Consider the following 12,151-nt stretch of genomic DNA (forward strand, 5'->3'; position numbering starts at 1 on the left):
GTAGATCAGGTCGCGAGTGCATTGCGCCAGAAACAGAAAACAGATTCACGCGTGAGCGGCATCGTAGAGCGCTTTTTCGAGACTCGAGTCGCGCATCATTTAGCTACTCATAGTCTGTAGATTCAAAGGCATCATCTCCACAGGCATGCTCCTCATTCTTCTTGTGGATGACGGCATGTCCTCTACGCAGCTTCGTAAGCCGAGTCCCGCGCTTAGGCAGATCTTGGCGCGCAATGTCGTCCGCCTGCGATGTGCGAAGGGCTTATCTCAAGAAGCATTCGCTGATGTCTGTGGCCTCCATAGGACCTATGTCGGCTCAGTCGAACGCGGGGAACGTAACGTTACATTGAGCACGCTCGAAGTGTTGGCCAATGCCCTTAAGGTCTCGGTGATTGACTTGTTGACCAAGAGCACCGAGGGCTCTCGCCGCTCGCGATAATGTGCGGCAATGCGTGAAAGCGCTGCCAAAAAGCGGCAGGACGCTTTCAGAGCTTATAGAGCTTGCGCAATATATGGGCGAAGCTGTGTGCTTACTGCTTCGAACTCAGCTTCATTCAGAAGCTGGTTTTTACGTACTCCCACACTAACGATGTCTGCATCGTTCTCTGTTATTCCTACCGCCTCCTCAACTCCGAGGATGAGCTGAGCACCCTTTGGCCGTTTCTTGACCAGAAATGAGATGATAGCAGGCAAGTGTTGCGCGTCTTGACCCTGTTGGTTCGGCGCATCAACCACGATGGGACAGAATACCATCGAGCCATATTGCTGGGTGGTATATAGGAATGCGTAATTGTAGGCGGCGAGACCTCTCGGGCCTTCGCTTCCGCGCGCGTGAGACGTTGACGCCATTGGATTGGACGGCAAATCCCCAATCCGGACATCCAGTTGTTGAGCGAAACTCACAAAGTGGCTGGCGAATAAGTCCTTGATTGTCCGAGATCGCTTACGGTCCAGCAGTCCGCGCATGGTTGCGGCGATTTCTTCAATTTTTGAGTTGAGTCCGCCGATCTCGGCGTCCACCTCCTTAACTCGCTCGCGCAGAACACGGGTTGCGGCGTTTCGCCCTTCTGCGGCAACTATCGCTCCAAACGTAAGATCATTCTTTCGCGTCGCCAATACGGCCCGGACGCTTGAGGCAGCAATGTCGATTGCTTCGATGTCATGCCGAGCTATTTCGATCCGCTTATCAAGCTTCTGCTGCTCTTGGCGAGCGTGGTTCAACACCGCAATCAACGCCTCAGCGTCGGCAGCGATCTTGAAACGAGCTGCAATGTCATTTGTATAGTGCTCGCCACACGTCGGGCATTCGACGTCGATGGGATGGCCAAAGGCACTCTTGAACACCTCATCTGTTTCGCCGAGCGCGGCGCGAGTAATCTCAGCCTGAGTAATCCAAAGTGCGCGAGCGTCGATCAACTCTGAAAGCTTTGCCCGGTAGGAATTTTGCTCATCGAGCAATCGTGTGCTCTCGGCGAGCAGCTCAGCAGTCTCAGCTTGAAAATCATCAATATTGAAATGTACGTCGGTGTCCGGCTCGACGGTCCGCAACTCCTCGACCGCAGCAACAACGCCGTCCCTCCGCAGCTCTGCTTCCCGCAGCACTGTCGCCAAGCGATCCCTTTCAGCTTGAGCTGCGTAATATTCGTTTGGCTTCAGGCCAGAATGGTAGTCCGCTAGAGTGGCAGCCGAGCGAGGCAAGTACATGTTGCGGAAGGGCTCCCAAGCAGAAGTCCAACTCCGGTCCTGATCCATGTAAAAGGGCGCAAAGGCATACGCAGGAGGTGGAATGAGAACTTGCTCTCGCTTGTCGATCATAAGCAAGCGGAAGTCGAGCAAGTCCGCCAAGAACGGAGCCAAACCTTGGGTGACGGATGACGTTTGAAGGGTCTTGTTGCCTCCCTCATCAAAGACAGTGTAGATGCCCGCAAATTTCATAATGGTTTGCGGCCGCCCATTAACCTCGAAGTCTACCGCCGAAATGACATTCGCACTTCGCCAAGCTTGGTCGATCCGGTGCGGCTCAGCGCCGAACGTGTCATAGAGGCTCTTCAGAAGAGCCGACTTGCCGAATCCGTTGCCCGCCTTCACGACTGTCGCCTCGTTGTGGAACTCCATCGTGAACGCCCGTTTCTCGTCTTGCGATAGAAGAGAAATTCTTTTGAACTTCATTGTGCGCACGCCGCTTCCCCCCAAGATTCAGCAGCAATCGCCGCAATCCAAAATCCCGCTGTTCATCCATTGAAGCTCTCGTACAGCTCGACCAGTATCGCCGCTTCGATGGTTAGTTGTTCGTATTGGGAGACCAGCGAAGAGGGCAAGCTAGTTCTGATCAGATCGGCAGCGGCGAGCAAATTATCACAAGTGCGGACGCGCGCCGAGATTAGTTGAGACGCCCCGTACACCTCCTGCGCCAGAGTCTCGGCTTGACGCTTACGCATAGAGCGGTCGCGTAGATAGTTGACAACTGCCGTTTGGCCTTTAATGCGCTCCATCGGAGTTCGGCCAGCGTCCTTCAACTCTTCATCAACGGTCTTCCAAACATCAAGTATTCCTCGGCGCTTCTCAGCGGCCGCCAGTATTTGATCCATTTCCTCGCAACCTAGCGATTTGTGGGTGAAGACGTCCGACAGATTCAAGCAAACGGTCGTGTCGTTCGCGCGTGAAGTGATGTCTTGAATCAGCGTCCGATAGAGGGCTGCAACAACTACGCCTTCCTTGTTTTCGACCGCATCGACCAACAATCCTTTTAGAACAAGATCGTATCCGGTGACTGGAACGATGGTTCGTTCGAAGCTGAATACTTCATCTTCTGCCGGAGAACGGGGCGACGGAAAGTCATTTTCGAGGGCGGCGGCAAAGCGAGTCTTATCTTCGGATCCCAAGCTCGCGTAGAAAATTTTGGTGTGATCAATTCCGGTTTTCGTTCCGTCGGCCAGCGTTAGGCCGAACGATGCGTTTGTGAGAAAAACGCATCCTGCCACGGATGCTCCGATCGTCTGCGTATGGTGATACATTTTGCCGACGATAGTTCTCGGCACCTCATCGTCCACCTTACAGAGACTCGCTGCCGTCCAACTTCCTTGTTGTTTCCCCTTGATCTGGAAGAACTCGACTTGATCCGGGCATTTCGAAGGGGTCAGGATGGCAAGGTCATCGAAATGGTCGAATATGGCGCGGAAGTCGGCACCTGACCTCCGAAGCTCAAGCATCTTGGCCAGCGAGACGTGTGCCTGAAAGGCATAGCGCGAGCCAGTCCGTGATCCCGCTTTCTCGCGCGGCTTCGCCGTGACGAGCGCAGTCGTCAGTGCTGTCATAGGTTTCCCCAACCTGTATTCATTAGACGCTAGGTCTGGGGTTTCTGCAACCAATAGGACGCTGGCGGAACTGGTAGACGCGCTGGATTTAGGTTCCAGCGAGGATCGGCAGCATCCAGAGATAGGCCGATGCTGGCCGAGCTGGCCTGCGAATGTTGCTGACCGCGGTTCAAGGGATCGCTGGCCCCATGGTGCCGATATTTCCGTCGCTGCCTGAAAGGCTCCTGCCGAGGTGCAGTTCGATCTGAGCGTGCTCGATTTGCCCTTCTTCGGGCTCACGTACCTGTCATCGAACCCTGCCATTTCTCTCGCTCACTAATTGGCGCTGGGGTTCAGGATCGGAGGAGCCGAAATGGGCAAGATCATTGGTAACGGAATCAAACCGGCTGTAGGTGACCCCAAACCCGATTCGACGGTCGAGGAGATGGGCAAGATCATTGGCAACGGGTAGCTGGTAACCTCCCCCATCACCGGACGTTCATCGCTGAACGAGTCGGCCGGGCTTTACCCAGGCCAGCTTCTCTGGCTCCGGCGGGGTGGGCTATAAGTCGTCGCTTCGGCGGCCTTGCGGGCAGTTCGATCGGTGAGAGGTCGATCTTGGCTACAGCATTCGAGATGATTTGCTGGATCTGCTCGGGAGACTGGGTTCGATCGCCTCGAGCAGTGTCGACTGATAGCCGTTACCGGGTGGCGACCGCTCGCGTCTTGAATACGGCGAAGGTCTCGACGATTGGCTCGCCGCCTCGATCGCCTTGCGGCGATCGATCGGGGCTAGCTTGCTGAGGGGTCGCTCGGCTTCGGCGGCATCTTCGGCGCGGCCTTCTCCAGCTGCACGGGCGGAGTTTCGGCCGGACTGCCCGACTCCGGCGTCGGGCTCTGTGCTTCCGGCGTCATCCCGCCGGTCCCCGCCATCTGCGCGAGCAGGCGGCCCGTTTGCGCGAGACTCGCCAGACGCAGCTTCTTCGTGCCCGTGGCTTTCTGAGCCGTCGCGCGCAAGATTTTCGCCATAGTCTGATGCTGCTCGCGAGTAAATCTCATCATCGACCTCGTACCCAAAGGTATCATAAACTTCGAAATGTGCGCCTGCGCGAACCTCTCGATCGCGGTAGGCGTATCGATGTCCTGCCGGCGCATCAGTTCGAGAGCGGGCCTGATCTCGGGGTCGACCTCGCCATAACCCGGCATCGAGCGCGTCGATGAACTCGGCGCCTGTGCTGGTGTCTCGTTAGATCCCCGGAAATACCGTACCCCCGCCGCTTCGCGGCGCGCGGTCGAGATCCATCTCGATAACGCTTTATTGGAACGCAGGACCGAGTAGCCCCATAACTCCGTGGTGCTTTTCGTGGTCCGTTTCGAAAATCGCGCAAGGAATCGCGAACAACATCAAGATGATGCGCCTTAAGTGGGATGCCCTCTTGCGCACCAGCGCCTTTCCCAGTCCCACCTTGTTGCAATGATGCGGCCGCAGCTTCGCGTCCAGATCGTTGCCATCGGCGCAAGGCCGCAGAGTCTAGATGTGACCTTTGTCACATAACGTCGCGCTGGTCTCTCCTAGTGTCTCCTCACACAAACACGGGGAGACTTCACATGCGCAAGATCATTCTGGTTGCCGTCATGGTTCTGGCCTCGGCCTCCGCGCAGGCTGCGGGTTCGCGCAGCCTGACGCTGGCTTCCGCCGACAATCCCGCGGCATCCGCTCCGACGTCCGCGCCAGCGCCCGCAGAGACGCCGAAATATGTCGACCGGCCCTCTGCCGTCTCCACCACCCCCGCCGCTGCGGCCCCGGCGGCAGAACCGTCGACCACATGCGCCCCCGCCAAGCTCGCGTCGAAGACCACGGCGAAGGCCGACAAGCCCAAGCGCAGCCGCGGGTGGACCGAGGAGCGTATCATCAGCGAGCTGCACCGCCACGGCATCTATTGGTAGGCCGCCGCTCGCCTCTCCCAAAATGCAAATGGCCGGGGCAAGCCCGGCCATGCGCATTCAGTCGACGAGCTGATGGGTACTTACTGCGAGACCGTCTGCACCACGGTCGAGATCGGACGCGCGCTCGAAGTTGGCACCTTCAGATCCCTAAGCAGCGCCTCGTCATATTCCGGCAGCGTCTGGAACGTCGTCTTGGCCTTGATCTGCACGACTTTGTAGCCGCCGGCCTTCAGGCGCGCGAGCAGCGTCGGCAGCGCTTCGGCGGTGTGCTTCTGGAAGTCGTGCATCAGGATGATGCCCTTGCCGAGCTTGTCGAGCCTGGTCATCACGTTGCTGACGATCTTGTCCGGCGTGCTCTCTTTGCGGAAATCGAAGGAGTCGAGGTCGGTCGAGAACATCGCGACGTTGCGGGTGCCGAAATAGCTCACGATCGCCGGATTGTGCTGAAGCTGCGGGAAGCGGAAGAACGGCGCCGGGTTGGTGCCGAGCGCGAACTTCACCGCGCTAAAGCCCTTCTCGACCTCGTCCTTGGCCTGTTGCTCCGTCATCTTCTTGCTGTTGAGATTGACGTGCGACCAGGTGTGCGAGCCGACCGTGTGGCCCTGGGCCAGCACCTGGCGCAGGATCTCCGGATGATAGGTCGCGTGCTTGCCGACCGCGAAGAACAGGCCCTTGGTGCATTCATCAGCCAGCGCCTTCAGCACGGCCGGCGTGTTGTTCGGCCACGGACCGTCGTCGAAGGTCAGCACGACCTCCTTGTCGGTCAGGAAGTCGAACTGCTTGAAGTGCTCGAAGCCGAAGCCTGGGCCGCCGGTGGTGTCGATTTCGACCACGCGGGCGACGCCGAGGGCGTTCGGATTGGCGCAGATCGACTTCTGCTGAACCGGGAAGGCCGGTGCAGGAGCGGGCGCCGGCGCAGCTGCAGGCGCTGCCGGCTTGCCGGACAGCGCCGCGGTGGTCTCGACGTCATCCTTGGCGGAAAGTTTCGCCGGTGCCGACAACGGATCGGCGGCACGGGCGGCAATTGTCTTGGGCGCGGCCTGTTCGGCGCGCGAGGAATAGAAGAACCAACCTCCGGCGGCGATCACGACCGCCGCAATCACACTGGCCACCATCAGGCCCAACGCATTACGCATCGCTACTCTTTCCAATTACGCAACCAAACCAGCGGATTTTCTCCGCGCCGAGCCGATAATGCGAAGGAACAGTTAACGTGACACCAACACGACGGCGGTTGCGGAGGAATTTCAGGGGACTGCGCCAAAGTGACCGATGTCACAGTCGGGGCCCGGCCCGTGACCGTCATCACATCGGAAACGACTTTGCGAGAGCATCGTAGCTCCCGTTAACAACGCGCCGCCTCACGCGGCGCCAATGGGAGCCTCAAATGACCACGTCCTTCTCCTCCAAGGTCCGCGATGCCAGCCTGGCGCTGAGCTTCGCCGCCATCGCCTCCATCCTGTCGACCGGCTCGAGCTTCGCCTTCTCGGCCGAGGCGCAGCAGATGTGCACCGGCGATGCCTTCCGCCTGTGCTCGCCTGAAATCCCCAACATTCCGAAGATCACCGCCTGCATGATCAAGCACCGCTCTGATCTGAGCGTCGGCTGCCACGCGGTGATGGACAAGGATCTCGCCAAGGGCGGTGCGTCGCGCAAGGTCGCCGACGCCCAGGACAATCAATAAGAGAGCACGCAAGCGAATCGATCGTTGCGTCCTCCAGCTCCCTCGCGATGTGCTCTGGCGTTAAGCACGCGGCAGCGCCAGCGCGGCTGATCAACAAAGCCGTTGCGGGGTCGGGATCACCGCTCTAGCTTCGCCCGCTCATGTTTCCGGGTTAGAGGCATTACGCGATGACCAGATTTCTTTTCATTATTCCCTTGATCCTGTGCGCATCGGGCGCGTCGGCGCAGCAGCAGCCCGGCCACGACGCCTGCGCGCGCGATGTCACGCGTCACTGCCGCGCCGTGATGAACAATGGCGATTCAGCCGTGCTCGCCTGCCTGAAACAGAATCGCACGCGCCTCAGCAAGGCCTGTGACAAGGTGCTGACCGACCACGGGCAGTAGGACGTTCTTTCGTCATTCCGGGGCGCGCCGCTCGGCGCGAGCCCGGAATCCATTCCTCCAGGCGTGTGCGGCTCGATGGATTCCGGGTTCGCGCTTCGCGCCCCGGAATGACGAGCGTAAAACTCCCGTAGCCCGGGTGAGCGCAACGATATCCGGGATTCCTGGCCCCGCATGTCGCTATCGCTCATGCGGGCTACGGCTGCGGAAATCAAACTACGTGCTGCTTCCCGCCGCGGTCGCGACCACTGGCAGCACTTCGGCACTCGCGCGGTCCGGCGTCTCTTCCTTCCAGCGCACCGAGCCGAACGGACGCTCCAGCATGCGGCGGATCCGCACCGGCTCGGGGCCGATGTGGAAATCGATCGCGCTCTGGTGCAGCGCGCGTTCGGATTGGGTCGACCGGTTGCGCTGGCGCAAATAGTCGAACCAGGTCGGGCAGTGATAGCGCTCGGTCCACAATTCGGGGTCGGCGATGTCGCGCGCGATCGACCAGCCATAGGCGCCGTTGCGCTGCCTGGAGAGCTGCACGTCCTGCATCACATTATGGAAGGCACGCGCGTTCTCCTGCGACACGCGGTATTCGATCTCGACCACCAGCGGCCCGCTGCGCCCGGTGAGCGACAGCTTCACTTCCGGATCGGCCAGCACCTCGGCGTCCTCGTTGCGCGCGCCGACGCGCGGCATCGCCAGCCAAATTCCAAGCAGCGGCGAGATCAGCATCAACCCGGCCGCGACCAATAGTGCGACCTCGACACCGGCATAGTCGGTGAGGTGACCCCAGCCCCAGGCGCCGATTGCAATGCCGCCCGAAATCGAGGCCTGGAACGCCGCGAGCGATCGTCCGGCCACCCAGCGCGGCGCCGAGAGCTGCACGCCGATATTGAAGAGCGCCACGGCGGCCATCCAGACCGCGCCGGCCAGCACCAGCGCGGCCGCGGTCAATACCGGTTCGCTGCTCACGGCAAGGGCGGCCATCGCGAACGCCATCGAGATCGTGCAGGCGCGGATCGCCGCCTCGCCGCTCATGCGCTTGCGCAGCTCATGGATGTTGAGCGCCCCCACGACAGCGCCCATGCCGAAGGCGCCGAGCATGATGCCGTAGGTCTGGGCGCCGCCGTGCAAGAGGTCGCGCGCAACCAGCGGCATCAGCGCCATCACGGCGCCGCCGATCAGGCCCATCACCAGCGTGCGCAACAGCACGATCTTGATCGGCGGCGAATTGGTGATGTAGCGCACGCCGGAGACCATGGCTCGGTTGAGCTTTTCCCGCGGCAGGCGCGAGGGTTCGTTGGTGCGCCGCCAGAGCAGCAGCACCACCAGCAGAGGCAGATAGAGGATGGCGTTGCAGGCAAAGGCGGCCACCGCGCCGGCCGCGGCGACGATGACGCCGCCGACCGCGGGACCGAAGCTGCGCGCGATGTTGTAGCTGATGCCGTTCAGCGCGACTGCCGAGGGCAGCGCGTCAGGCGGCACCTGCTCGCTGACCGAGGACTGCCAGGCCGGGCCGAACAGCGCATTGCCGCTGCCCACGACGAAGCAGAAGGCGAGCAGCGTTTCCGGGGTAATGAGCTTGAGCCCCGCCAGGATGGTGAGCGCGCTCGCGCCGATCAGAGCGATCGAGAGCGACACCAGGGTGACGATGCGGCGGTCATACATGTCGGCGATGGCGCCGGCCGGCATCGAGATCAGCATGATCGGCAGCATGAGTGCGGTCTGCACCAGCGCCACCTTGTCGGCCGAGGCCGCCATCTGCGTCATCGCCCAGGCGGCGCCCACGCCCTGGATCAGGAGGCCGAGATTGGAGAGCAGGCTGGCGAGCCAGATACGCCGGAATACCGTGTACCGCAGCGGTGCGGTGATGCCGTCGGCGGCAATTCTCTGACGTTTCGGCTGCTCGGTCATATCCCCTTCCATTTGCGCTGGCAGAAGTGGCCTCAGCGATTCCAATTGGACTCAGTGATGCCCGCGAAAGTCCTTCGCTGTCCAGTGCTTAGACGTCTATAAGCGGTGCAAAGGCATGGGTTGCCCGGGAGGAACATGATGAAGCTGTCACGACGGACGATCCTGCAAGGCGTCGGCGCCCTGCCCTTCGCGGCCGCGAGCTTCGGGATCGACGCATCGGCCGAGACCGAGCCGCTGGCGGCGGCCCCCGAAGTGCCGCCGATCCTGTTCGTCCATGGCAATGGCGACTACGACGCACTCTGGATGACGACTATGTGGCGGATGGAATCCAACGGCGTCGCGCGCGAGCGTATGCTGGCGATCAATTTCACGGATCCTCTCGCGCGAAGCGACGACAAGGTCGAGCAGGCCAACCGCTCCTCGACTGAGGACCAGCGCCGCGAGCTGGCCGCGGCCATCGCTGAACTGAAGCGTCGCGCAGGTGCGGCTCGCGTGGCGCTGGTCGGCAGCTCGCGCGGCGGCTACGCCATCCGCAATGTCATCAAGAAAGGCGGCGCTGATGATGTCAGCCACGCCGTTTTGTGCGGCACGCCCAATCACGGCGTGTTCGCGACCGACGATCAGCCCGGGAGCGAGTTCAATGGTCGCGGGCCGTTCTTGCGCGGCCTGAACGAAGGCGAGAGCGAGGTGACGCCGGGCCCGGCTTTCCTCACGCTGCGCAGCGACGGTATGGATAAGTATGCACAACCCGACGGTCGCTTCATCGGCAAGCCCGGTGTGCCGACCGGCATAACCGCAGAGGGGCCGGAGCTGAAGGGCGCCACCAACCTCGTACTCGGTGCGCTCGATCATCGCGAGGTGGCGTTTCATCCGCGCGCGTTCCGCGAAATCTACAAATTCATCGCCGGCCGCGAGCCCGCGCGCATCGCGATTGCGCCGGAGCAGAGGGTCAGGCTGAGCGGCCTGGTCACGGGCACGCCGGGCGGCGTGCCGACAAATCGTCCGGTGGCGGGCGCAACCGTCGAGATCTTCCGCGTCGATCCCGAAACTGGCGAGCGCATGGGCAATGCGGTGCATAGCTCGAAGACCGCCGCCGACGGCCGCTGGGGGCCGGCGCAGGTCGATCCTGCCTGGTCGCTCGAATTTGTTCTGACTTCGCCGGATGCGCCGACGACGCATATCTATCGCTCGCCCTTCCCGCGCTCGTCCGACGTCGTCGACTTGCGCGCCGCGCGCCCGCTCGGGCCGGCGGACAAGGACGCCGGCGCGGTCGTGATCATGTCGCGTCCGCGTGGTTATTTCGGCCTGCCGCGGGACGTGGTGCTGCTCGACGGCAAGGAGCCGGCCGACGTCAAGCCAGGCGTGCCCACGGATTCGGCAGCAATACTGCGCCTTCCGGCCGCCGACGTCGGCCGTAACATCGTGGCCCAGTTCGGCGAAGAACGGATTGTGGCGCGGGCCTGGCCTGCCGCCGAGAACAGGATTGCGATTGCCGAACTGACTTATTAGCTATTTAGCCACGCGGGATACGCGGGGAGAGAGCCATGAACATCGCCAGCGTGCGTCGGCCTATCATCCCTCCAACCCCACCGCGTGCCCCGGACGACATGTCGTTCCTTGGTAAGCTCGCGGTGATCCGGCGAAACATGATCGCGACCTGGGGGCAGCGTGCCTACGAGGAAGAGATCATCCCGGGGCGCTTTGTCTTCCGCAACAGTTTCATCCTGAACCGCCCGGACGCGATCCGGCATGTCCTGCTCAGCAATTACGAGAACTACACGCGCACGCCGGCGGGCATCCGCATGCTGCGTCCCGTGCTCGGTGACGGTCTTCTGATCGCGGAAGGTCATTCCTGGACGTTTCAACGCCGCACCCTTGCGCCGGCGTTTACGCCACGCGCCACCGCGAACCTCGTCCCGCACATGACAACGGTGCTCGACGAGACCCTCGCGAAGCTGGATGGGCGCGTGGGCGAGGCCGTCGACCTGCGCGAGGTGATGCAGCGCATGACGCTCGAAATCGCCGGACGCACGATGTTCTCGTTCGGCATGGACCGGCATGGTCCGGCCTTGCGCAATTTCGTCATGGAGTATGCCGAGCGGCTGGGACGGGCGTATTTCCTCGACATGGTGCTGCCCGTGTCCTGGCCAAGCCCGATGGATTTCGCCCGCGCCCGCTTCCGCAAGCGCTGGACCGAATTCGTCGCCATGCTGATCGCCGAGCGGCGTGCGGTGGGCAAGAAGGACGGCGCCCCGCCCCGTGATCTCTTCGATCTCATGGACGAGGCGCGCGATCCCGAGACCGGCAAGGGCTTTTCCGACGCGCAGCTCGTCGACGAGGTCGCGACCATGATCCTTGCGGGTCACGAGACGACAGCAACCGCGCTGTTCTGGGCGCTCTATCTGCTCGCGCTCGATCCGGAGACGCAGGAGGAGGTCGCCTCCGAGACCCGTGGCGAACATCTCGACAGCATGGCCGACATCGATCGCCAGAAGTTCACCCGCGCCGTCATCGAAGAAACCATGCGGCTCTATCCGCCGGCCTTCCTGATCGCGCGTGCGGCGCGCGACAAGGACAATGCCGCCGGGGTTCCGATCGGCAAGGGCGATATCATCATGATCGCGCCGTGGCTGCTGCACCGGCACGAAAAGCTGTGGGATCAGCCGAACGCGTTCATTCCCAAGCGGTTCATGTCGACTGAAGCGCCCGACCGCTTTGCCTACCTGCCGTTCGGCGCGGGTCCGCGCGTTTGCGTCGGCGCGCCCTTCGCCCAGGCGGAATCCGTGCTGGCCCTGGCCCGGCTCATCGGCGCGTTCCGTGTCGAACTGACTGATACAAATCCCGTCATTCCGCTTGGCGTCGTCACGACCCAGCCGGATCACTCGCCCATGTTCCGCATCACGCGTCGGTGACAGGCGCTCGTCTGGCCGATGGCGTGATCC

Annotated in this window: 11 protein-coding genes; 6 read left to right on the forward strand and 5 right to left on the reverse strand. The window is 61.8% G+C overall.

Annotated features, from left to right (window positions below; all coding sequences use genetic code 11):
* The first annotated feature begins 175 nt into the window (after positions 1-175).
* Positions 176-439 carry a helix-turn-helix domain-containing protein gene (locus tag AYJ54_RS45695; protein ID WP_063709150.1) on the forward strand — a complete coding sequence of 88 codons (264 nt, stop codon included), beginning with the start codon at positions 176-178 and terminating at the stop codon, positions 437-439.
* A 53-nt stretch (positions 440-492) separates the two neighbouring features.
* Here AYJ54_RS45695 and AYJ54_RS45700 read toward each other — a convergent pair whose 3' ends face one another.
* The 3 genes from AYJ54_RS45700 to AYJ54_RS51660 all read right to left on the reverse strand — a co-directional run bounded on the left by AYJ54_RS45700 (position 493) and on the right by AYJ54_RS51660 (position 4,499).
* On the reverse strand, positions 493-2,169 hold the full coding sequence (locus tag AYJ54_RS45700; RefSeq protein WP_063709067.1) for a hypothetical protein: 1,677 nt from the start codon (positions 2,167-2,169) through the stop codon (positions 493-495).
* Positions 2,170-2,231: 62 nt separating this feature from the next.
* Positions 2,232-3,314: a dsDNA nuclease domain-containing protein gene (locus tag AYJ54_RS45705; protein ID WP_063709069.1), complete on the reverse strand. Its 1,083-nt coding sequence runs from the start codon at positions 3,312-3,314 to the stop codon at positions 2,232-2,234.
* Positions 3,315-4,085: 771 nt separating this feature from the next.
* A complete protein-coding gene (locus tag AYJ54_RS51660) occupies positions 4,086-4,499 on the reverse strand; it encodes a hypothetical protein (RefSeq protein ID WP_063709070.1) in 414 nt (137 codons plus the stop codon).
* 402 nt (positions 4,500-4,901) lie between these two features.
* Here AYJ54_RS51660 and AYJ54_RS45715 point away from each other — a divergent pair, with 402 nt between their 5' ends.
* A complete protein-coding gene (locus AYJ54_RS45715) occupies positions 4,902-5,240 on the forward strand; it encodes a hypothetical protein (RefSeq protein WP_063709072.1) in 339 nt (112 codons plus the stop codon).
* 80 nt (positions 5,241-5,320) lie between these two features.
* Here the strand turns inward: AYJ54_RS45715 and AYJ54_RS45720 are convergent, their stop codons facing one another.
* Positions 5,321-6,376 carry a polysaccharide deacetylase family protein gene (locus tag AYJ54_RS45720; RefSeq protein ID WP_063709074.1) on the reverse strand — a complete coding sequence of 352 codons (1,056 nt, stop codon included), beginning with the start codon at positions 6,374-6,376 and terminating at the stop codon, positions 5,321-5,323.
* Positions 6,377-6,627: 251 nt separating this feature from the next.
* Here AYJ54_RS45720 and AYJ54_RS45725 point away from each other — a divergent pair, with 251 nt between their 5' ends.
* Both AYJ54_RS45725 and AYJ54_RS45730 read left to right on the forward strand, forming a co-directional pair.
* A complete protein-coding gene (locus AYJ54_RS45725; RefSeq protein WP_063709076.1) occupies positions 6,628-6,924 on the forward strand; it encodes a hypothetical protein in 297 nt (98 codons plus the stop codon).
* 167 nt (positions 6,925-7,091) lie between these two features.
* Positions 7,092-7,307 (forward strand): hypothetical protein, encoded by a 216-nt coding sequence (locus tag AYJ54_RS45730; RefSeq protein WP_063709078.1) that lies wholly within the window; start codon positions 7,092-7,094, stop codon positions 7,305-7,307.
* Positions 7,308-7,520: 213 nt separating this feature from the next.
* Here the strand turns inward: AYJ54_RS45730 and AYJ54_RS45735 are convergent, their stop codons facing one another.
* The gene (locus AYJ54_RS45735; protein ID WP_063709080.1) at positions 7,521-9,209 is read right to left on the reverse strand and encodes an MFS transporter; all 1,689 of its coding nucleotides are present in this window, start codon (positions 9,207-9,209) and stop codon (positions 7,521-7,523) included.
* Between the two features lie 138 nt (positions 9,210-9,347).
* Here AYJ54_RS45735 and AYJ54_RS45740 point away from each other — a divergent pair, with 138 nt between their 5' ends.
* Together AYJ54_RS45740 and AYJ54_RS45745 are read left to right on the forward strand one after the other, a co-directional pair.
* A complete protein-coding gene (locus AYJ54_RS45740; RefSeq protein ID WP_063709152.1) occupies positions 9,348-10,718 on the forward strand; it encodes a hypothetical protein in 1,371 nt (456 codons plus the stop codon).
* 35 nt (positions 10,719-10,753) lie between these two features.
* Complete coding sequence (locus tag AYJ54_RS45745) at positions 10,754-12,121, forward strand: cytochrome P450 (protein WP_063709082.1); 1,368 nt, start codon at positions 10,754-10,756, stop codon at positions 12,119-12,121.
* The last annotated feature ends 30 nt before the right edge of the window (positions 12,122-12,151 follow it).

It is taken from the genome of Bradyrhizobium centrolobii (assembly GCF_001641635.1).
GTDB lineage: Bacteria > Pseudomonadota > Alphaproteobacteria > Rhizobiales > Xanthobacteraceae > Bradyrhizobium > Bradyrhizobium centrolobii.

Coding starts and splice junctions, on each gene's coding strand:
- AYJ54_RS45715 (WP_063709072.1), top strand. CDS start 4,902: ATGCGCAAGATCATTCTGGTTGCCGTCATGGTTCTGGCCTCGGCCTCC.
- AYJ54_RS45735 (WP_063709080.1), bottom strand. CDS start 9,209: ATGACCGAGCAGCCGAAACGTCAGAGAATTGCCGCCGACGGCATCACC.
- AYJ54_RS45695 (WP_063709150.1), top strand. CDS start 176: ATGTCCTCTACGCAGCTTCGTAAGCCGAGTCCCGCGCTTAGGCAGATC.
- AYJ54_RS45740 (WP_063709152.1), top strand. CDS start 9,348: ATGAAGCTGTCACGACGGACGATCCTGCAAGGCGTCGGCGCCCTGCCC.
- AYJ54_RS45700 (WP_063709067.1), bottom strand. CDS start 2,169: ATGAAGTTCAAAAGAATTTCTCTTCTATCGCAAGACGAGAAACGGGCG.
- AYJ54_RS45730 (WP_063709078.1), top strand. CDS start 7,092: ATGACCAGATTTCTTTTCATTATTCCCTTGATCCTGTGCGCATCGGGC.
- AYJ54_RS45745 (WP_063709082.1), top strand. CDS start 10,754: ATGAACATCGCCAGCGTGCGTCGGCCTATCATCCCTCCAACCCCACCG.
- AYJ54_RS51660 (WP_063709070.1), bottom strand. CDS start 4,499: ATGCCGGGTTATGGCGAGGTCGACCCCGAGATCAGGCCCGCTCTCGAA.
- AYJ54_RS45705 (WP_063709069.1), bottom strand. CDS start 3,314: ATGACAGCACTGACGACTGCGCTCGTCACGGCGAAGCCGCGCGAGAAA.
- AYJ54_RS45725 (WP_063709076.1), top strand. CDS start 6,628: ATGACCACGTCCTTCTCCTCCAAGGTCCGCGATGCCAGCCTGGCGCTG.
- AYJ54_RS45720 (WP_063709074.1), bottom strand. CDS start 6,376: ATGCGTAATGCGTTGGGCCTGATGGTGGCCAGTGTGATTGCGGCGGTC.